Source organism: Paenibacillus anseongensis (assembly GCF_009757995.1).
Lineage (GTDB): Bacteria > Bacillota > Bacilli > Paenibacillales > NBRC-103111 > Paenibacillus_E > Paenibacillus_E chondroitinus.
Map to the genome: position 1 here is coordinate 192935 of NZ_WSEM01000005.1, position 21411 is coordinate 214345.

Genomic DNA, 21411 nt, shown 5'->3' on the forward strand with positions numbered 1-21411 from the left:
ATTTTGAGAGCCCCCCTGGGAAAGGAAAGGGCAAGGGGGGGGAAGCGCAAGGCTCAAACAATAGCGTTCGTCCTACGACGATGACGTTTATTCCTGCATGCCTATGACGATACAAGTCGTATCGTGAAAGAGTGTGTCACATTTTGCGGAACGACTAAAATAGGTAAAAAATCAACTTTTTACGTAAATTTTTCAATAGTTAGAAGAAAAAACTGCTGCTACGATTTGTATTGTTCGCTGGCAAGGCAACACAAATACAGAAAGGGTGATAGTTTTGCGCAAATTTTTGAAGACGCCTCTCAAAAAGAAAGCTTTATTAAGTGTCATGATGGCAGCTTGTATTTCTTCCGGCTTTACCGGCATGACAACCCTCTTCCCATTGAATACGGCACATGCGGCAGCAGCGATTACTTACACAGGATCCGCCCCGGCCCCGGCTCATAACCTGGCCTTATGGTACCGGCAGCCGGCAACGGATTGGGAAACACAAGCGCTACCAATTGGGAACGGTTACATGGGTGGGATGGTTTTTGGCGGTGTGGAACAGGAACATCTTCAGTTTAACGAAAAGACGTTATGGACCGGTGGACCACGTTCCAAGGCTGGGGGAGGTAGGGACGGCAACCGGGATGGCGCTGCTGATCATTTAGAGGACGTCCGGCAGAAATTGGCGAGCGGGGATGTTGCCGGAGCCTCGTCCATTGCTGAGCAATTTTTGACGGGGACATTAAATGATTATCCGCAATTCGGCAATTATCAAAATTTCGGCGATATGTATTTTGATTTTGCGCTGCCGGCTTCTGTGACTGTGTCTGACTATCGGCGAGAGCTGGATCTCGAAGATGGCATTGCACGTGTGACCTACAAGCAAAACGGAATTGACTATACGCGTGAATATTTTATGAGCTATCCGGATAACGTGATGGCGATGCGGCTTACGAGCAGTCAACCGAATCAATTGAACTTCGATGTCAAGGTTACAAGTCCACAAACGTCACCTTCTATTACCGCAATAGGCAACACGCTGACCCTAAGCGGTAAGCTATCCGATAATGGAATGGCGTACGAGTCCCAGTTCCGTGTTCAATCGGATGACGGGACCGTTACGGCAGGCAACGGAAAATTGACGGTTGCAGGGGCAAGTTCTGTAACCATTCTCATGTCGGCAGCGACGGATTACGCCAACCATTATCCCGATTATGTCGGAACGGATCCGCACCTAACCGTAAACAATCGGCTGGCAGCAGCTTCAGCTAAAACGTATGAATCGCTGCGGACGCGGCATTTGACGGATTATCAGTCTCTGTTTAAGCGGGTATCCCTGAATCTGAATGATCAGATTGCAACGATACCGACGGATCAGCTGCTTGCCAGTTACAGAAGCACTCGCACCAGTGCGCTGGAGTCACTCTTTTTCCAATACGGCAGGTATTTGCTAATCGCTTCGTCCCGAGAGGGATCGCTTCCCGCCAATCTGCAAGGTGTCTGGAATAATTCCACCACACCGCCATGGGGAGCGGATTATCACACCAATATTAATCTTGAGATGAACTATTGGCCTTCGGAAATAACGAATTTGAGTGAAACAGCTATCCCTTATGTTGAGTTTATTGATTCCTTGCGGGCGCCAGGCCGGGTTACAGCCCAGAAACATCACGGAGTGTCCGGTTCCGGATGGACGATCCATACGTTTACAAGCGTTTTCGGCTATACAGCGCCAGGCTGGGATATCAGCAATTGGGGCTGGCAGCCGGCGGCAGGTGCGTTCCTTTCCCAACAGCTGTGGGAGAAATATTTGTTTACGGGCGATAAGACCTACTTGCAGAATAAGCTGTACCCCATCATGAAAGAAGCAGCAGAATTTTGGACAAAAACGCTTGTTACGGATAATGATGGCACATTGGTATCAACGCCAGGGGTTTCGCCTGAGCATGGGACGTTAAGTATCGGGGATTCCTATGATCAAGAACTTGTTTGGCAACTATTTACGAATTGCATTGAGGCGAGCAATGTACTTGGGATTGATGCGGATTTCCGAAATGAGCTCATGGATAAACGCAGCAGGCTTTCAATGCCGAAAATTGGGAAATACGGCCAAGTGCAAGAGTGGAAAGAAGATATTGATGATCCCAACGATCAGCATCGCCATATTTCTCATCTTGTAGGCTTATATCCCGGCAATCTGATCAATAAGGTGACAACGCCTGATCTATTTAATGCAGCGAAAGTGACATTGATACAGCGCGGAGATGAAGCAACGGGTTGGAGCCGGGCGAACAAATTGAATTTGTGGGCTCGTATGCTGGATGGCGATCATGCTGAGAAAATTTTGCAAGGACAGCTTGATGCGAACACGAATACCAATTTGTTCGATACACATCCACCTTTCCAAATTGATGGGAATTTCGGGGCCACGTCAGGCATTGCGGAAATGCTTTTGCAAAGTCATACGGGAAGTATCGATTTGCTGCCGGCTCTACCCATGGCATGGTCCAAAGGGGATGTGAAGGGTTTAAAGGCAAGAGGCAATTTTGACGTGGATATGAGCTGGGACGGTACGATTCTGAAGAGTGCCTCGATTACTTCCTTACAAGGAAAAGTAGCTACAGTGAAGAGTAAGACTTTTACGCATACCGGGCAGTATCAAGTTTTAAAAGCGGACAACACACCAGTCAATTACACGGTCAGCGGGGATACGATCACGTTCAATACCGAAGTTGGGCAAAAGTATGTCATTAACTCCAGTGTAACACCACCGCCACTGCCACCGACGAATGTGGAATCACCTGCACATACGGATACCAGCGTTGATCTGAAATGGACGGCTCCGAGCAGCGGTTCTAACATTGCGGGCTATGTTGTTGACGTCTATCAAGGTGCGAATAAAATGAAAAGCATCGAGGTTGCGGCTGCTAGCACGAGCCTTCAAGTAACCGGACTTAGCGAGAAGCAGCTTTATCGTTTCGTTGTTTGGTCCAAAGATGCGAACGGGACGTTATCTGCCACGAGTGCGGAAACGACGGCTTATACCTTTGTGGGCGATGTTTATTTGCAAAATTTTGATAGCGGAGAGGTTGGAGGATGGAAGAAGACGTCAACGACAGGAAGCGCTACGTTCAGCGTGGAGAATAATGCTTTGAAAGTTGCCTCTGCCCCTGTAGCTATTATGGTGGACGATAACTCGCCTGTGTATAAAGATGCTGATTTGGCCATGAAGCTGAAGATTCAGACGGGAACGGGCAGAGTCGGGATACTGTTCCGATACAACGATGTGAACAACTATGCAGGTGTCATCTATGATTTGGGCAAGTGGCTGTGGTATTACATGAAAGACGGTACTGAGCATTATGGTGATTTGTCTTCAGTCGCGATTACGAATGGTCAAACCTATGATGTCAAAGTGAGCTTCGTTGATTCAGATATGAAGGTATGGATCGATGGTCAATTGGCCGGTTCAGCCACCGTCGGAGATATTCTCAATGTCCCTGGCAAAATAGGTCTAAGAACGTGGTTCGATAATAAAGTGCTGTTCATCGATGACGTCACGTATACGAACACAAGGCCAGCCTCCAATATCTCGGTAACAGGTATTACGTTGGATAAATCGGCTGTTGCACTTAAAGAGAATGAGACGGCGCAGTTCACCGCCACGATTCAGCCAGGGAATGCAACCAATCCAAACATCAGCTGGGCAAGCAGCAATTCATTGGTCGCCAAAGTTGAGGTTATCGGCGGCAAAGCAGTTGTGACAGGACTGAAAGAAGGCACAGCCGAAATTACGGCAACATCTGCGGATGGAGGCTTCCGGGCGGCAGCTCAGGTAACTGTTGCAAAAGCTAGTGGTGTCGTCGCAACGGTAAAAGTTGATGATCGCGATGCAGCTGTTGTGTACACGGGTTCGTGGAACAATTACAGCGATGGCGGGGACTACAGCGGTACTGAGAAATACAGCAGCACAGCAGGTGACTCTGCGCAATTTACGTTTATCGGCACCTCCATTCAGCTAATCAGCATGAAGCAGAGGAATATGGGGAATATCGATGTGTATCTGGACGGCGTGCTGGTTCAAGCGGATATTGATTGTTACGCGCCTAGTACGATCAAACAGGTTGTTCTCTACAGCAAGACCGGGTTAACGGCAGGGCAGCATACAATTAAAGTTGTTGTGAAAGGGACAAAAAGCGCGCAAGCCGTGGATAAAATTGGCGCAATCGATGCTTTTGAGTACACGCCTGCCATAGCAGCACCAAATGTATCAGCTGATGACACGAGCAATGTCATTGTTGGTGCAGACGAAAACATGGAATATTCTGTAGACGGCGGGCTGAGTTACACTTCGTATCATGCAGATCGAATCCCGACATTTAGCGGAAATCAAACCGTATTGGTTCGTGTTGCAGCGAATGAAACCAACGCAGCAGGTCTGATGAAGTCGCTTACGTTTACAGCGAATCCGGTTGAATTGGCAGCTTCTTTGACAGGCCCGGGCTCAGTTGCGGCAGGTGATTCATTTACTGCAGCGTATGGACTGACTCATGCGGGGGAGGTGTATGCGCAGGATGTAACGATCTCGTATAATCCTGATCTTGTGACTTTCCTTTCAGCAAAGCCGCTTACAGATGGTTTGGTCGTTGTCAAACAAGCGGAAAAACCTGGCCAGATTCGTTTTATTACAGCAAATACGGATGTAAATTCGGCTAATGCGAACGGCGACATGCTGCAGTTGCACTGGAAAGCGCAGGCGATTTTACATACGCAAAGCGCCAATTTCACACTATCTAACCTGAAAATCGCAAGTGGTGAAGGCGTAGAAACTCCCGTGCCTGACAGCTCCCTAACTGTTCAAATTACCGTTAATTCAATCGTCGGCGACTTGAACGGTGACAGCAAAGTATCCATCGGGGACTTGGCTATGGTAGCCGCAGCGTATGGAAAAACGGATGCAGATGCGGACTGGAATCAATACAAATCAGCGGATATTAATCATGATAAAAAAGTAGATATTGATGATCTTGCGGCAGTAGCAGCCAAAATTTTGAAATAATTACCGAGGTTATCCGAGGCTATCCTCTCCTCATGAGAGGGTAGCCTGGTTCAAAAAACATCAAAACTAAAGCAAAAAAGATCATTTGTATGCGCTTGCAAAGAAAGTATGATTAAGGCATGCCAGAGATGCAATTGAGTGTTACATCGCGCCCTCAATGATACATGTCGTATCATGTCGGAATATCGCGAAAGTTTGGGAAACAGGGGAACCTAATCAGGGAGGGTGAATGGTTGTATGAAGTCCAGTAGTCGCAAGTTGAAAAAAAGCGTTACAGTTTCTTTAGCTTTACTTACAGCTTTGCAAGTGTATGCCGCTGTCCCGGCAGGTACAGCATTAGCTGCCGATGGGGATGCTTATTTCCAGGATTACAATAACGGACAGGTTGGCGGTTGGAAGAAAGCATCGGGCAACGCGACTTTTAGCGTCGTCAACAATATGCTCAAAATTGTTACATCCGGGGTAACTTTGATGGTGGATGATAACTCGCCCTCCTATCAGAACGCCGAATTGGAAACAAAGCTGAAGGTCGAGAGCGGGCAAGGCCGTTATGGCTTTTTGTTCCGGTATGTTGATGTGAGTAACTTTGCCGGTGTTGTCTATGATAACGGAAATTGGCTCTACTATTACTTGAAAAACGGTACGGAATACTATGGAACGATCGCTTCCAAATCTATGTCTACCAACCAAACCTATGATATAAAACTGAGATATGTGGACTCGGATATTATTTTATGGATCGACGGAGAAAAGGTTGCTGCTGCAACGGTTGGGGATATGCCTTCTGCTCCAGGTAAAATCGGGATGAGAACATGGTTCGACAGTAAAACAATGTACCTTGATGATACGAAGGTCACCCCGTATACGAAGCCTACGCCGCCTAAGCAGGATCCGAATGCCGTTAACTTTGTATCGGAATCGGCTACGATGAAAGCTGAACTGGATAGTACGTTCCCGCGTGTAGACAACTACGTATGGAAAGCAACCGGCGCTATCATGAATGGGCAGAAAAATTATCTTTACGCTGTGAAAATCAATGGAGAAGAGTATTGGCCGAAGACGACGGCGGAAAAAGTGGGCAACAGCGTGATCTACACGATGAATGTGGAAGAGCTGGCCGTCCAACTGAAGGTGAAGATGGAAGTGGTGGACAATACGCTCGATATGAAGTTCACTGAGATTCAAGAAAACGGTTCGACTAAGGTGAAAAGTATTGAATTCCCGAATCATAGTCTAGCCTCCGTATCTTCGACACAGCCGAAAGCACAGGAGACGGCAGCCTGGTTCACCGGTGAGTGGAATAAAGTATTTGAGGAATACAACGACCTGAAAAATGGAGCGCAAAACTTGAATCCAAGCGGCCGTACATTCGGATTCGTCAACTCCGATAAGCTGGCAGCCACGATTGTTAATAATGTTATCAATGGCAACGATAAAGTACGCACGAGTGTTTCGGATGGGGCATCTGGCGAGAAAGTTGCTGCGCTGGCTAACGGCGCTTGGACGTACCGTGAAAGCATGGTTGCACCGGCTCCAGAAGAGCTGCCATGGTCGAAAGTCATTATTACGCCGGATGCGAATAATGACGGGATTCTTGATTGGCAGGACGGTGCCGTCGTGTATCGCAGCCATTCCGATATGCCTTACGGAAGCGACATGATTAAAGATAACATCTCGTGGATTAGCATGAACATCGCAACAACAGGTATGCCGTTTCTGCGTTCGCTGGACCACGCCAAGAAAATTGCGCATCTAACCGACGAGTTCGGCCAAATTGTTTTGCAGAAGGGGTATCAAGCGGAAGGACACGACGATTCGCACCCGGATTACGGCGGGCATATCGGTATTCGCCAAGGCGGGAAGGATGATTTCAACTACTTCCTGACGGAAGGCAAGAAGTATAACATCAAAGGCGGCGTGCACATTAACGCCACGGAGTACCATCTGGACGCATTCCAAACGAAGATGGCGAACATGATTGCACCGCTGAGCAAAGGCTGGGGCTGGCTCGATCAAGCGTATTATGTTGACCAACGCAAAGACATTGAGTCCGGCGAATTGAAACGTCGCTTGGATATGTTGAAAGCAGATACAGGCGACAATTTGGACTTCGTATATGTGGATGTTTATACAGGGGCAGGCTGGAATGCGAAGAAGCTGGCCGATTATATTAACGGCAATGGCTGGATGCTCGGCACGGAATTTGCAGGCCCGCTGCAAGAACAAGCCTCTTGGGTTCACTGGGGCACAGATCCAGGGTATCCGAATCAAGGCGATGACAGTAAAATTGTCAGGTTCATTCGCAACACGAATGTGGACGGCTTTATGAGCGATGCGCTTTTGAAAGGCAACAAGCAGTCCGGTGTCGGTTATTGGCAGCCTAACTCCCAATTCTACAGCTATCAAGAAGTGACGAAAACGTTCTTTAACCAGAACTTACCGACGAAGTACATGCAGCATTTCCCGATTATGAAAATGACGAACGATCGCGTCGATTTTGAAGGTAACGTATCGGTTGCACGCGCTGGAGACGGAAAAATTCATCTGACGAAAGACGGCAATGATATCGCAATTATGACGGATTCCACCGATATCAGTAACAGCACGATCTTCATCCCTTGGGATCCGGTGAAAGAAGATAAGATTTACCACTGGAATCCAGCTGGCGGCAGCACGACATGGAAGGTCCCTGCGTCATGGAGCGGCGTGCAGACTGCGAAGCTGTATAAGCTAACGGATACAGATCGTCAGTTTGTCGGGGACGTGAACGTAACGAACGGGCAAGTGACGCTGAGCGCCGAGTCCAATGTCGGTTATGTGCTGTACAAGACAGCGGCGACGCAAGAAGCGGAAACGATCTGGGGCGATGGCAGTCCGGTCAAGGATCCGGGCTTTGACAGCCATAAGTGGGGAACTTGGAGCAAATCGTCTTCCACTGGAACAACGGATCACATCAGCTTCAAGAAAAACAGCAACGCTGACGAATATTTAGAAGTGAAAGGGCCTGACGATGCGAAAGTCGAGCAAGTTATTACAGGACTTGAGCCAGGCAAAACCTACAGCGCATCCGTCTGGGTGAACGTATATGGAGCGGATCGCAAGTCGTCGATTAGCGTGAAACAAGGTGACATTGAAGTGTCCAACTACTTGGAAGATACGAAGCTGAAATATTTCGCTCCACAGCACAAATATTACAATACCAATTTCCAACGTGTGAAAGTGAACTTTGATGCAGTAAGCGATAAAGCAACACTTGCACTTAACGTAGCGCCAGGTACTGGAACGGTATCTTTCGACGATGTACGTATATGGGAGAATCCGGGGAAAACAGATCAAGCAGGCACTGTTCTGAATGAAGATTTCGAGAATGTCGATGAAGCTTGGGGGCCTTTTGTTTATGCGAAAGCAGGCAATGTGCAGACGCATATGGTAGAAAAAGGCGAAAATCAAGTGAAATCCTATGTGTTGGATGGCAACTTCTCGCTGAAAACAAATGAAGGCGGAGCAGGCGAATGGCTGCGTACACTGCCGCAAACATTACGTCTCGAGACAAATGAAAAGTATCATTTGACAATGCAGGCCAAGGCGGATGTGGCCAATCAGTTCACAGTTGCCGTTCGTGTGAATGATAACGGCACAGTGAGAGATCTGGCGACCAAAACGTTGCCAGCGGGAGCAAGTACGGTTGACTTGACGTTCACGACAGACAATGCCAAAAATGCTTACCTTGCTATTCTAAAGGGAGCAGATAACAGCAGTGCCGAGCTCGGAGGCCAGCTTGTTGTAGATAACATCCGAGTAACAGATGAGACCTTACATGCGGTGACTGGCGTAGTGCTCGACAAAACGGATGTTTCTCTCGCTGAAGGTGGCACTGTAGAATTGAAAGCGTTGGTGCAGCCGGATAATGCGACGAATAAGAATGTGACCTGGTCCAGCAGCGATGAATCGGTTGCGAAGGTTGAAGTTGTTGGAGGCAAAACGATCGTAACTGGCCTAAAAACAGGTAGTGCGAGCATTACAGCAACTACAGTTGACGGCAATTTCCATGCGACAGCACAAATTACCGTCACGAAGGTAGTGAGTGTACCCGCAACAACGCTGATCGCACCTAGCTCGGTTCAAACGGGGCAAACCTTTACGGTAGGTTTGGGTCTATCCAATGTTACCGAAGCGGTTTACGCTCAGGATTTAACGATAAGCTATGATACTTCGCTAATGGAACTTGTTTCAGCGAAGCCTGCTCAATTGGGTATCAGCTTGGTGTCCAAATCAGAAACAACACCAGGTAAAGTTCGCTTCATCGTTGCGAGCGAAGGAGCGGGTCATGCCATCATCGGCAGCGGTGATGTGCTGGAGCTGACTTTTAAAGCGAAAGACATCACGCAGCCGGCAACAGCTCGTTTGGCCGTTGAATCGGCGGTGCTCGGGGATGCAACGGGACACGAGACGAGCGCAACGCTTGGATCAGCGAACGTTTCCATCACAATCCCTGCTCCAGGTACGCCGGGCGATATCAATGGCGACAACAAAGTGTCGATTGGCGACCTTGCCATGATCGCAGCCAACTACGGAAAAGATTGGAACAGCCCGGATTGGTTGCTTGTGAAGAAAGCCGATGTTACTGGAGATAACAAAATCGATCTAGACGATCTTGTGAAAGTGGCTAGTCAGATTATCCAATAGCTAACAACAAATACCGTCAGGATGGAAATTCATCCTGGCGGTATTTTTTTCGCGCTACCTGTTCGCTGGCGAGCAACTGGAAATTGTGCAGGTAATTTAGTCGATTCACCTCATTTCGGATGAGAGTTGAAGAATTAGCTGGATAATTTCCATTTACTGGCGAGAGAGCAGCAGATATGAGCAAATTAGCAGTACAATTTCCTGTTGAAGGTTAAGTGATGGGTGTTGGGGGAGAGATGGTTTTGAGTGACAATGGTTTGTTCGGATGGGGGATGGTGATGGGTGATTAGTAGTGTGGCCGTTTGGTGAAGGTGATTAGTGATAGATAGCGTGACGGGTAGGATGATGGAAATGAGTAACAAATGGTTTGGGGGATGAGGGAGGGGGTAAGTAATCAATGGCGTGATGGGTAGGATGATGGAAATGAGTAACAAATGGTTGTGGTGGGATGAGAGAGGGGGGATAAGTGATAAATAGTGTGATGGGCTGGTGATGTTAATGGTGATTAGTGATCAGTAGTGTAGCGGGATGGGGACTAGTGATAAATGTATGAGGAATGAGGTGACGAAGGGGCGTTTGAGCAGCATAGTTGAAGTAAAATTCATATTTCTAAGGCTTACGTTGCATTATATACAACGTAATAGCCTGGTTTGACCGCGAATGCGGTCTTTCGTTGCACAATATACAACCATTTGTTGTGAAAAGGAGTTTTGTAAGCGCTTTACCGCTTATGTGGTTGCACAAACTACAACATAGAGGTGATCTTTGGCCCAATCACAGCCAAATGGTTGTATTAAATACAACATAGATGCTGTTGCAGGCTCCACTTGGTGAAGAGTCAGTGGGGTGTGATAAATAATGTGATCTGACGTCGAATGAGTTCTTTCAATATCGGGTATAGAACGAGACGGCACAGGGAGCAGCTGTTAAAGGAACTACAAGGCGCTATTTGAGCGCAAACAGCCATTTAAGCAAATCAGAGGGATCACTGGGACCTTATTTTGGCCTTTTGGGTAGTGAAGTGGCGCATTTCACTGAAATAAGATTCTGTAGTTCCCCTTCAGCAGCGGGACTCCCGATTTTTAACGAAATAGCGCCCTGTAGTTCCTTTAAATGCTAGTCTCATCGGCTAATTTTACTAATATTCGGCTTAGTTTGGTAAGTGAGATCAACTTTCAGTATCTCGCTATTAGTATGTCATATATATTCTTTCCTCATTGGATCTAGCATCATTAGCCCCTTTTCATCGAAATAAACAAATATATATTGTGTAATATATATTCTTATGTTACATTTATGACGTACTAAACGAGATAAGGGGGATGGAGATGCGAGTTGGACTCAGCGGTACTGGAAGAATTGGAAGGCTCGTCTTGAGAAAAGCGTTGACTGGTTCGCAGCAGGATTTCCAAATAGCAGTAGTAAACTCAACTTGTCCCATTCATGTATTAGCCCATTTGTTGAAGTACGATTCCGTGCATGGCACTTGGGACGCCAGAATTGAGGTTACTCCAGATAACGTGTTGATCATTAACGGACAATCCATTCGCGTTGTTTGTGAAAGAGAGCCGGATCTGTTGCCTTGGAAAGAACTAGGCGTTGAAATGGTTGTCGATGCCACGGGGAAGTTTAACCATCGGCATGGAGCTGAACGCCACCTGTTCGCAGGTGCCAAGAAAGTTCTGATTACGGCACCCGGAACAAATATGGATCTGACGTTGGTCATGGGCGTCAATGAAGGCACGTATGATCCTTTGCAGCATCACTTGATTTCCGCAGCTTCGTGTACAACGAACTGTATTGCGCCTATTTTGCACATCTTAGATCAGTCATTTCAGGTCAAAACGGGATGGATGACAACGGTGCATGCCTTTACGAATGATCAGAACCATTTGGACAATCCGCATAAAGATTTACGTCGTGCCCGATCTTGTACGAACGCCATTATTCCGACTTCCACTGGGGTGGGGAAAGCGCTGGCGGATGTTTTGCCGCATCTTGCTGAACAGATTCAAGGAGTATCGGTGCGTGTGCCGACTCAGGATGTCTCGCTGTTGGATCTTCAAGTGGCGGTTAACCGCAACGTGCATATTGAGGAAGTAAAATCAGCCATGAAACAGGCAGTTGCCGGCCCGATGGGGGACTTTGTAGACTACAACGAGCTGCCACTTGTATCCGCGGATTACATCGGCAATGCGAAATCCGCTATTATAGATGGTCTTACTATGATGACGAAAGATAATCAAATTAAGCTTTTAGCCTGGTATGACAATGAATGGGGTTACGCTAGTCGAGTCATAGACGAAGTAGCTTATATCTCTCGTGCAGAAAGCACGCTCGAAAAGGAGGGAACGTCATGTCTCATACAATCAGTGTAACAATGGAAGCGGGAGTAGCTGTCCAACCAAATGAACTTGGTCTCATTATTTGTAAATCTTGTAACGAAGTACTTGCAACGCTGCCTACGGATGGGTACAAAAAGTTTTATGTAGTTTGCCCAGGTTGCGCACGGAAAGATAACAATAAGGAGGCATCCGAATGACGACGCAGAAACAGGTGGTCCCCTTCCAGGAGGGAGACGCCTCAATGATAGCTCTTCTTGGCGGAAAGGGGGCCAATTTAGCGGAAATGACGCGTGCCGGCCTTCCCGTTCCACCTGGCTTCACCATCACGACGGAAGCATGTTTAGCCTTTTTTGTAAAGGGAAATCGGCTCTCGGACTCACTGCTTGAACAAGTTGAAGCTTCGCTTAATCAGCTGGAGAAACAGAAAAATCAAACGTTCGGTGATGCGGACAATCCGCTGCTTGTTTCTGTGCGTTCCGGTTCGGTCAGCTCGATGCCGGGGATGATGGATACGATACTGAATTTAGGCTTGAATGATAAAACGGTCCGAGGATTGGCTGCGCATACAAATAACGAAAAGTTTGCTTACGACTGTTACCGGCGTTTGCTGCAAATGTTTGGCAGCGTCGTGCTTGGCATAGAGTCTGGCCATTTCGAAAACTTGCTGCATCGCTTGAAAGTGAAGGAGGGCGCTCACCAGGATCAGGATGTGACTGCTAACGGGTGGAAGGAGCTAATTGAGGCGTATAAGGCTTGCATTTTGAGTAAAACGGGCAGAGCCTTCCCGCAGAATGTCTATGAGCAGTTGAAGCTGGCGATTGAAGCTGTTTTCAAATCGTGGAACAATGCTAGGGCACAAACTTACCGGAAACTGAATCGGATACCGGATGAGCAGGGAACGGCCGTCAATGTGCAGAGCATGGTTTTTGGCAATATGGGAGGGAACTCAGGCACAGGTGTTGTTTTTACGAGAAATCCGTCTACGGGAGAAAACACCTTTTTTGGTGAATATTTAATTAATGCACAAGGGGAGGATGTCGTCGCCGGGATCCGCACACCGCTGGTTATTGCCGCACTTCAAGAGGAAATGCCTGCTATTTATGAGCAGCTTCTAGACGCCTCCAAGCAGCTTGAGAAGCATTACAAGGACATGCAGGACATCGAATTTACGGTAGAAAATAATAAATTGTACCTGCTTCAGACGCGAAGCGGCAAAAGGAACGCCCAAGCTGCGCTTAAGATCGCAGTTGATTTGGTCCATGAAGGTGTATTGACCAAGCAGGATGCCGTCAGCCGCATTGAAGTGCTGCATCTGGATCAGCTGCTGCATCGAGGGATTGATGAAGCGGCGGTCATCGATGTGTTGGCGCTGGGACTTCCGGCTTCACCTGGCGCAGCGGTTGGCCAGCTTGTTTTTGATGCCGACACGGCGGAAGAATGGGTGCGGGCTGGCAGGACCGTTATCCTCGCCAGAACGGAAACGACGCCGGAGGATATTCATGGCGTTATCGCTGCGGAGGGCGTGCTTACAAGCCGAGGCGGAATGACAAGCCATGCGGCGGTTGTCGCCAGAGGGATGGGGAAGCCATGCGTGTGCGGTTGTGAAGAGATACGGATCGTGCCAGAAGAGAAGCGCATGTTTGCACAGAACAGGCTCCTGGAAGAAGGGGAATGGATCACCTTGGACGGTGCGACCGGTCGTGTTATTGCAGGGGCTATGCCTTTGCTTGAAGCCCGAATGACAGATGAGCTGCTCATTATGCTGGAGTGGGCGGATGAAATTCGTACGCTGAAGGTGTTTGCGAATGCGGATAATCCGCACGATGCCGGTATCGCAAGGCAGCTTGGCGCCGAGGGAATTGGCTTATGCCGAACGGAGCATATGTTTTTCTCCCCGGCTCGTCTGCCTGTTGTTCAGCGCATGATCCTTGCAGAAGACAAGGAAGCGCGCTTGAAGGCGCTTGCCCAACTGCTTCCGATGCAGCAGTCTGATTTTGAAGGGATTTTCGAGCGCATGGATGGCCTCCCGGTAACGATTCGCCTGCTGGATCCACCGCTGCATGAGTTTCTGCCTAACCTCGATGAGCTGCAAAAAAGGCATGCCCAGCTGACATACGAACGTGATGGATCCATCAAGGAAAAAGAGGAAGTCGCATCCTTGCTCCGCAAGGTGCAAGCGCTGCATGAAGCGAACCCGATGCTGGGACAGCGGGGCTGCCGCTTAGGGATTGTATATCCGGAAATCTACGATATGCAAATTGAGGCCATTTTCCGCGCAGCTTCCATATGTATTGACGCAGGTGTCCGGGTGCATCCGGAAATCATGATTCCGCTCGTCGGCCACGCCAACGAGTTGAAGATCTTAAGAGAACTCGTTGACTTCGTGGCGCAGCAAGTACTGGGGAAAGACAAACTTCGCGAATGCCCTTACCAAGTAGGGACGATGATTGAGGTGCCGCGAGCTGCATTAACGGCTCGTCAAATTGCGGCACATGCCGATTTCTTCTCATTCGGCACGAACGATTTGACGCAGATGACGTTTGGCTATAGCCGTGATGATGCGGAAGGGAAGTTTCTGACCCATTATGTCAATCACAAGCTGCTGCCGCATAATCCGTTTCAGGTGCTAGACACCGAAGGCGTCGGTCAATTAATTGAACTGGCAGTGAATGTAGGACGATCAGTGAAGCCGTCTTTAAAAACAGGCATCTGCGGGGAACATGGCGGAGACAGGGAGTCGATTTTTTTCTGTCACCGGATCGGCTTGGATTATGTAAGCTGTTCGCCATACCGGATTCCTTTGGCTCGGATAGCCGCTGCTCAAGCGTTTCTTTTATACGGGGAGCCTGGAGCAAGTGATGTCGCACAAGCGATTTGAAATAAGAAACAAAAAAAGGACCTTCCTTTGTAGATAAATCTACTCGTGAAGGTCTTTTTTTGATTACTTCGTAAGTTTAAATTGTTTCAATAGGCTAGCGATTGTGTCTTGGTTCAAGTTCAATGCGCTCATTTGACCAGTCAAAATCCCTTCAATTTGAGACACAAGTCCACGAAGTGCTGCTAAGTTTGCGGAGATCGTTTCTGGCGTCGGATTTGTTACGTTGAGTTGAGCTACGAATTGACGTACGGCATCAAGAACTGCAGGAATGGCTGTTCCCGGAAGAACGTTTGTACCGGAAATATTCGTGATTTGATTAAGAACGTTTTGGATGTCTGTCATTGCTCTTTCATCCAAGTTCAATTTGCTAATTTCGGCTTGAAGCTGGTTCAGCCATTGGGAGCTTGTAGGGTTATCCATGTTTGCATCCATAGCGGCTTGGAGTTCACCAAGTTTTTGTAAAACAGCGCCAACAGGTCCTTCTGTTACTCCACCTGGAAGTTGTTTAAGCATTTCTTCAAGTTTTTCTAAAAGTTGACTCATTTGCTATCCCTCCTCTCTAGTATCTATGTTATGTAAGTTTTCGCAGATGTGATTGGATGATAGCTTATTATTTTTATTTTCATAGACTAGATTTTTGCCGCTTTCGGATTTGCTCTAGCGATCATACGATATTTTGATATGAAAAACATTCGATAGAATCTGTTTCTCTATCAAGATGATCGAATGAGAGGAGGAACAAACATGCCAGACAACCGGATTCGGATTAACGCCGACTTCTGGAAGGGCAAGAACGTATTTGTCACAGGTCATACAGGGTTCAAAGGAACTTGGCTCAGCTTATGGTTGCAAGGCATGGGAGCTAACGTGACGGGATATTCCTTACAGCCGCCGACGGAGCCGAGTTTATTTGAGCTTTGCCGAATGAAGGACGTGGTATCGTCTTATATTGCTGATATTCGCGATATGACGGCGTTATCTGAAGCTATTGTAGAAGCAGCTCCGGATATCGTTTTTCACTTAGCGGCTCAACCGCTGGTTCGAGCCTCTTATTTGAATCCCATAGAAACCTACGAGATTAATACGATGGGAACTATTCATTTACTAGAGGCTGTACGTCAAGCTAAGAGAAACAATGCTCCCATCAAGGCGGTTATCCATGTTTCAACCGATAAGGTTTATTCGCAATTGGATGAGGAGAGAGGATACCGGGAAGATGACCGTTTAGGCGGCGGCGATCCTTACTCGAACAGCAAAGCTTTAACGGAATTGATTGTAACCAGCTATCGACAAATGTTTGAAAAGGAAGAACAAGCATGGGCCGTGCCGGTTGCGCTAGCGTCGGCGAGAGCCGGCAACGTCATTGGCGGCGGAGATTGGGCCGAAGATCGGCTGATTCCCGATTGCTTCAGGGCTATTCTTCAAGATGAGCCGGTTAAGCTCCGATATCCGCAAGCCGTTCGCCCTTGGCAGCATGTCCTTGAGCCGCTTCACGGTTACCTGCTGCTGGCCCAGCATGTTTATGATGACAAGCAGTATGCAGCAGCGTGGAATTTTGGTCCTAATGAGGAGGATACGATCTCAGTAGAGCAAGTCGTATGCAGCTTATGCCAGAAATGGGGAGATCAAGCGGCCTATCTCATCGATTCGGCGGAGCATCCGCATGAGGCTCCTGTTTTGCGATTAGATTGCACGAAATCGCGCGATTTACTAGGGTGGTCACCTCGCTGGAATCTCGATATGGCGATTACGAAATCGATTGAATGGGTCAAAGCCTACGACCAGTCGGGAGATTGCAGGGAGATTTGCAGCAAACAAATACAGGAATATGTAGAGGGAAGTGAACAGCGTGATCATTAAACCCGGCAATCTCCAGGGCATTTATGACATTACGTTAGCTCCCAATACCGATCACCGGGGTTATTTTACCCGACTCTATGATGTAAATATCATGAAGGCGCATGGCCTTCACCGCAATTGGGTGCAAGAAAACCGCTCTTTTTCCAAACAGAAAGGCACGATTCGGGGGCTGCATTTCCAACACGAGCCTCATGCAGAAACGAAACTCATTTGGGTTAGCAAAGGAGCAATCCTGGATGTGTTTGTCGATGTACGGCAAGACTCTCCCACCTTTGGCTGCTATGAAAGCAGAGTGTTATCGGAGGAGAATTTTGCCATGGTTTATATTTCTCCCGGTTTTGCGCATGGGTTTTGTACCTTAGTGGACAATTGCGAGGTTGTTTATAAGGTAGACAATGTCTATTCACCGGCGCATGAAGGCGGGATTTTGTGGAAAGATGCTTCGCTTCAAATTCCATGGCCTGTCGATCAGCCGATTATGTCGGCGAAGGATCAGGTGCTTCCAACGTTAGATACTTTGAAAAGGAGAGATTGAGATGAATCCACTTGTTAGCATTCTAATTCCAACCTATAACAGGCCTCATTATTTTGAATTAGCGCTGCAGAGTGCTTTTAATCAGACGTATGACAATATTGAAATTATCGTTAGCGATAACAGCGATAACAATCAGACGGAGCTGGTCGTCCAGAAATATCAAGCGATGCCTGGCGGTGCTAAGATCAAATATTTCAAAAACCCTCAAAACCTGGGTCCGATTGGGAATCAGCAGCAAAGCTTAAATTTGGCAAATGGCGAATTTATTAACTATCTCATGGACGATGACTTGTTTCACCTGCGAAAAATAGAAAAAATGATGGCTTACTTAATCCAGTATCCCGATGTCACGATGGTCACATCACAACGAAGAGTGATTAACGCTGCAGGTCGTCAGTTATATGTTCCGCCAATTGGAACGTTTAAACAATTGTACACGAAAGATACGATTGTCGACGGCCGAGTGCTTACAAAGAAGATACTTGAAGACCGAATTAATTATTTAGGCGAACCGACAACGGTTCTGTTTCGAAGAAAAGCTCTGACGGAGCCCTTTGGCATGCTGCTGGGCAGACAGGCATATTTTGCTGTGGACATGGCGAGTTGGCTTAGTTTGTTAAGTAAAGGGAAAGGTGTCTACATGGTTCAGCCGCTCAGCTATTTGCGTTACCATACAGAGCAGTTGTCGCAGCATGAGATGGCCAAAGAAGTGGCCATGATGGATATCGAAACCTTTAAATTTTTTGCTGTCAACCAAGGCTATGCGACACCGCAACAAATCAAAGAATTTGAGAAACAGCAAGGGAAGATGAAACAGTCTAACAAACAGAAGACGAGCCAACAGACACTTGAGCAGATCAATCAGCAACTGCTTCAAGGTGGGAACAAGAAAACGAACCAAATGTCGAACCAAAAGCCAAATCAAAAGTCGAATCAAAAGCCGATTCAGCCATTCAATGCTGCAGATCTTCAAAAAACAATTAATAAATTGATCAAACAAACGAATACGAAAAAGAAAGGGTGATTCATCGGTGAAATCGATTCTACGGGAATATAAACAAGCGGGAAGCGACCAAATCTCGTCGTATTGTTTGCCGATCATCGTCGATGGCAAGGTGCTCGGACAACTTAAGCCGCTAACGATAGAATCCATTGAAAATGAAGAAGTCATCAAAGCGTTAATGGACTGGAGGGTTGCGGCCGGCCAGTGGTTTGCCACACAATTCCCTGCGAATGAGGAAGGCACAAGGGCATGGGCACAACATCAGATCCTGGAAGTGGATGACCGGATTTTATTTATTCTGGAGGATGAAGTGCAGACGCCAATCGGCCAGATTGGGTTAATGCACTATGATGAAGTAGCCCATACTTGTGAGTATGATAATTTGCTAAGAGGCCGCAAAGGACGTTATGGCAACATTGTGATGCATGCTCTTCTTACTTTAGGGGCATGGAGTTTGCGCGAACTAGGTTTACAGAAAGGATACCTGAATGTACTTTCGGATAATGCCCGCGCGATTCATATTTATGAGACTTTAGGGGCTGTAGAAGTAAAGCGCACACCGCTGCGTAAAGAAGTTACGGGCGAAGTCATCCGCTGGGTACCTGTAGAAGGTCAGCTGTCAGGTGAGCCTGAACGGGAAATGGTCACGATGGTCGTTACCCGGGAAGCTTTTATGAGCAGATTCGGTAAAATGATTGAGCTTGAAAACGGGGAGGGGAAATCGTGGATATAAGGCTGTTCAAGCCATCTGTTGGCAATGACGAATTGGAAAGCATTCAGCAAGTATTTGGTAAAGCATGGCTTGGACTTGGTCCTCGAGTAGGCGAGTTTGAGAAAAAATGGAGCGACTATATCGGCAGCGCGGAGTCGGTAGGGGTCAATTCCTGCACGGCTGCGCTGCACCTGGCTCTATCTGCTTTTAAATTTCCCAAGGGTAAAAAGGTATTGGTTCCAGTCGTCACTTTTGCGGCAACGGCAATGGCCGTTCTGTACAATGGGCTGGTCCCGGTGTTTGTCGATGTGGATGAAACGACTTTTGGCATAAGTCTGGAAGATTTGGATCGCAAATATGATTCGGATTGCGTAGCGGTCATTCCTGTTCATTTTATGGGCCATCCAGTACCCATGGACCAGCTGATGCCTTGGGCAAGGGCGCGTGGCTTGAAGGTTATTGAAGATACGGCGCACTCGGCCGGAGGGAAATATTTGGGCAAAGCCCTGGGAACATGGGGCGATATCGGATGCTTTAGTTTTGAAGAGAAGAAATGCATGACAACCGGTGATGGCGGGATGATTTCGTCGAACGATCCTGAGCTGCTGCGGCCTTTGCGCCATTCTCGTTGGGTCGGGATCAACAAAGATACATGGGAGCGTTACGAAGAAAATGCCTCGTATCATGCGGATGCCAACAGCTGGTATTATGAAATATCCGATATTGGCTACAAATATAACATGAACGATCTCATGGCCTCGATTGGCCTTGTTCAATTGGCTAAGCTCGATAAGATGAACCGGCGAAGAGAAGAGATCATTGGTCAGTATGTAGACGGACTTGCGGGCAGCCAACTTGTCCAGCCGGCAATCCCCTACAATTTGAACGACTCTTCGTATTGGGCATTTGTTGTTCGCGTGAAGGAGAGAGAAGCGTTTATTTTGCATATGAAGAAAAAAGGGGTGTCAACCGGTGTGCATTACATGCCGCTGACCATGCATCCGCTCTTTGTTCCTTATAAGGCGGAAACGCCGATAGCGGATACGCTTTGGCGCGAGCTCGTTACCCTCCCATTGTTCCCTGACTTGACGGATGAAGAGGTTGCGTATGTTCTTGAGAGCGTGGCTTCGTATGCTCCTTAAGGAATAACAGTATGCGGCCGGGAATCCTTGCAGCAAGCGTGAAAAATAGACCGAATGCCTGTGCCTTGTGCAGGAGCGGTCTATTTTTTTGTATAAGCCGGCAATCGTCTGCGCATACAAAAAAGACCTGCATCACAGCAGGCCTTCATGCGTGTTACTCATGAGGGTACGAATCTCAATCTTGCAATGTCGCAACCGTCAATCGTTACTAGGTCGGTTTCCTTTGAGCTTCGAGCTGTTGTGTGAGTTTTTTCAAATCCTTAGCGAGTGAGGATAGCTTTTTGGTTTTCTCACTTACGACCGCCAGTTGATGCGCTCTATCCAATAATTCATTCAGATATAAACCTTGAGTGGCTTCATTCCAATTTGAAAAATTGTCCAGTACTATTTTTCCTAACCTATTAATCATTTTGACAAACGTGGAGGAGTCATCAAAGATGCGCTGCTTTTTTGCCAATAGGGTAGCGTCGATCCAATCGCACTGGCATCCCATTCTCGATAACAGCGTATTGGTTAATTGGGTAGGATGTTTGCGAAATGAGCTCAGGGGTTCTTCAAGAAAAACAGCATCCTTGTTGACAAGCAAAGCAATCCAGGAGGCAACATCGACGTTGTTATACGCTTGTTTGCCGCCAAAGGTACCAAAAGGCTCAAGCAGATCAGCTTTTCTGAAAAGCACCGTTGTCGGTTCGCCAATATAGTTTGTAGCGTCGGTTAGCATTCGTTGGATTAAGGATTGCCCGTTGATGGCAGGTTTTTTCAGAGTTGATAGCTTGAAAGGGGGAGTTTTGGATATTCGGACCGGTTCCCCGAAATGATCAATAATTTGCTTCAGCGAGGTGACGAGTCCAATTTTAGGATTACCAATCAGGTAGGGAAGCATGCGCTCGATTTTCCTCGGATGGAGCAAATCGTCATCCATTAAGTAGTTGATATATTCACCTTTTGCGAGTCGAAAACATTTCTGCTGGTTGGCCGTAGGACCGATGTTTGCCTTGTTTCTTACGTACCTGATTTTGCTGCCGTTCGGTGAGGTCAAGTACGAATTCACCACTTGCTCCGTCGCATTATTTTGGCTATTATCGCAAATGATAATTTCAATATGAGGGTAAGTTTGGTTTAGTGCGCTGACTAACGCTTGCTCCAGAAACTGTGGACGATCAAAGGTTGGCAACAAAATACTGACAAGTGGCGTCATCGTACTCC

General features: G+C 47.4%; 12 protein-coding genes. 10 read left to right on the forward strand and 2 right to left on the reverse strand.

Going from position 1 to position 21411, the window contains the following annotated elements:
* The first annotated feature begins 274 nt into the window (after window positions 1-274).
* The 5 genes from GON05_RS05390 to ppdK all read left to right on the forward strand — a co-directional run bounded on the left by GON05_RS05390 (window position 275) and on the right by ppdK (window position 14953).
* Window positions 275-5044: a DUF4073 domain-containing protein gene (locus GON05_RS05390; protein WP_157318185.1), complete on the forward strand. Its 4770-nt coding sequence runs from the start codon at window positions 275-277 to the stop codon at window positions 5042-5044.
* A 237-nt stretch (window positions 5045-5281) separates the two neighbouring features.
* Window positions 5282-9730, forward strand: coding sequence for an endo-alpha-N-acetylgalactosaminidase family protein (locus GON05_RS05395; protein WP_157318186.1), 4449 nt, complete (start codon window positions 5282-5284; stop codon window positions 9728-9730).
* A 1322-nt stretch (window positions 9731-11052) separates the two neighbouring features.
* Window positions 11053-12108: a type I glyceraldehyde-3-phosphate dehydrogenase gene (gene gap / locus GON05_RS05400; protein ID WP_157318187.1), complete on the forward strand. Its 1056-nt coding sequence runs from the start codon at window positions 11053-11055 to the stop codon at window positions 12106-12108.
* Complete coding sequence (locus GON05_RS05405; protein WP_157318188.1) at window positions 12087-12272, forward strand: GapA-binding peptide SR1P; 186 nt, start codon at window positions 12087-12089, stop codon at window positions 12270-12272. The genes gap and GON05_RS05405 overlap by 22 nt, the downstream gene beginning before the upstream one ends.
* On the forward strand, window positions 12269-14953 hold the full coding sequence (gene ppdK, locus GON05_RS05410) for a pyruvate, phosphate dikinase (RefSeq protein WP_157318189.1): 2685 nt from the start codon (window positions 12269-12271) through the stop codon (window positions 14951-14953). The genes GON05_RS05405 and ppdK overlap by 4 nt, the downstream gene beginning before the upstream one ends.
* A gap of 63 nt (window positions 14954-15016) precedes the next feature.
* Here ppdK and GON05_RS05415 read toward each other — a convergent pair whose 3' ends face one another.
* Window positions 15017-15496: a hypothetical protein gene (locus GON05_RS05415; RefSeq protein WP_157318190.1), complete on the reverse strand. Its 480-nt coding sequence runs from the start codon at window positions 15494-15496 to the stop codon at window positions 15017-15019.
* 201 nt (window positions 15497-15697) lie between these two features.
* Here GON05_RS05415 and rfbG point away from each other — a divergent pair, with 201 nt between their 5' ends.
* The 5 genes from rfbG to GON05_RS05440 are packed head-to-tail and all read left to right on the forward strand — an operon-like array spanning window position 15698 to window position 20205.
* Window positions 15698-16813, forward strand: a complete 1116-nt coding sequence (rfbG, locus tag GON05_RS05420; protein WP_157318191.1) for a CDP-glucose 4,6-dehydratase — start codon at window positions 15698-15700, stop codon at window positions 16811-16813.
* Window positions 16803-17348, forward strand: a complete 546-nt coding sequence (gene rfbC, locus GON05_RS05425) for a dTDP-4-dehydrorhamnose 3,5-epimerase (RefSeq protein ID WP_309491909.1) — start codon at window positions 16803-16805, stop codon at window positions 17346-17348. Before rfbG ends, rfbC begins: the two co-directional genes overlap by 11 nt.
* Before the next feature lies 1 nt (window position 17349).
* Window positions 17350-18372 (forward strand): glycosyltransferase family 2 protein, encoded by a 1023-nt coding sequence (locus GON05_RS05430; RefSeq protein ID WP_157318192.1) that lies wholly within the window; start codon window positions 17350-17352, stop codon window positions 18370-18372.
* Window positions 18373-18379: 7 nt separating this feature from the next.
* A complete protein-coding gene (locus GON05_RS05435; protein ID WP_157318193.1) occupies window positions 18380-19084 on the forward strand; it encodes a GNAT family N-acetyltransferase in 705 nt (234 codons plus the stop codon).
* The gene (locus GON05_RS05440; RefSeq protein ID WP_181646430.1) at window positions 19075-20205 is read left to right on the forward strand and encodes a DegT/DnrJ/EryC1/StrS family aminotransferase; all 1131 of its coding nucleotides are present in this window, start codon (window positions 19075-19077) and stop codon (window positions 20203-20205) included. The genes GON05_RS05435 and GON05_RS05440 overlap by 10 nt, the downstream gene beginning before the upstream one ends.
* Before the next feature lie 208 nt (window positions 20206-20413).
* Here GON05_RS05440 and GON05_RS05445 read toward each other — a convergent pair whose 3' ends face one another.
* Window positions 20414-21403 carry a glycosyltransferase family 2 protein gene (locus tag GON05_RS05445; RefSeq protein WP_157318194.1) on the reverse strand — a complete coding sequence of 330 codons (990 nt, stop codon included), beginning with the start codon at window positions 21401-21403 and terminating at the stop codon, window positions 20414-20416.
* Between the last annotated feature and the right edge of the window lie 8 nt (window positions 21404-21411).

Bases quoted from the DNA above. Each gene is read 5' to 3' on its own strand.
- GON05_RS05445 (WP_157318194.1), bottom strand. From the start codon at position 21,403: ATGACGCCACTTGTCAGTATTTTGTTGCCAACCTTTGATCGTCCACAG.
- ppdK (WP_157318189.1), top strand. From the start codon at position 12,269: ATGACGACGCAGAAACAGGTGGTCCCCTTCCAGGAGGGAGACGCCTCA.
- GON05_RS05395 (WP_157318186.1), top strand. From the start codon at position 5,282: ATGAAGTCCAGTAGTCGCAAGTTGAAAAAAAGCGTTACAGTTTCTTTA.
- gap (WP_157318187.1), top strand. From the start codon at position 11,053: ATGGAGATGCGAGTTGGACTCAGCGGTACTGGAAGAATTGGAAGGCTC.
- GON05_RS05415 (WP_157318190.1), bottom strand. From the start codon at position 15,496: ATGAGTCAACTTTTAGAAAAACTTGAAGAAATGCTTAAACAACTTCCA.
- GON05_RS05405 (WP_157318188.1), top strand. From the start codon at position 12,087: ATGTCTCATACAATCAGTGTAACAATGGAAGCGGGAGTAGCTGTCCAA.
- GON05_RS05430 (WP_157318192.1), top strand. From the start codon at position 17,350: ATGAATCCACTTGTTAGCATTCTAATTCCAACCTATAACAGGCCTCAT.
- rfbG (WP_157318191.1), top strand. From the start codon at position 15,698: ATGCCAGACAACCGGATTCGGATTAACGCCGACTTCTGGAAGGGCAAG.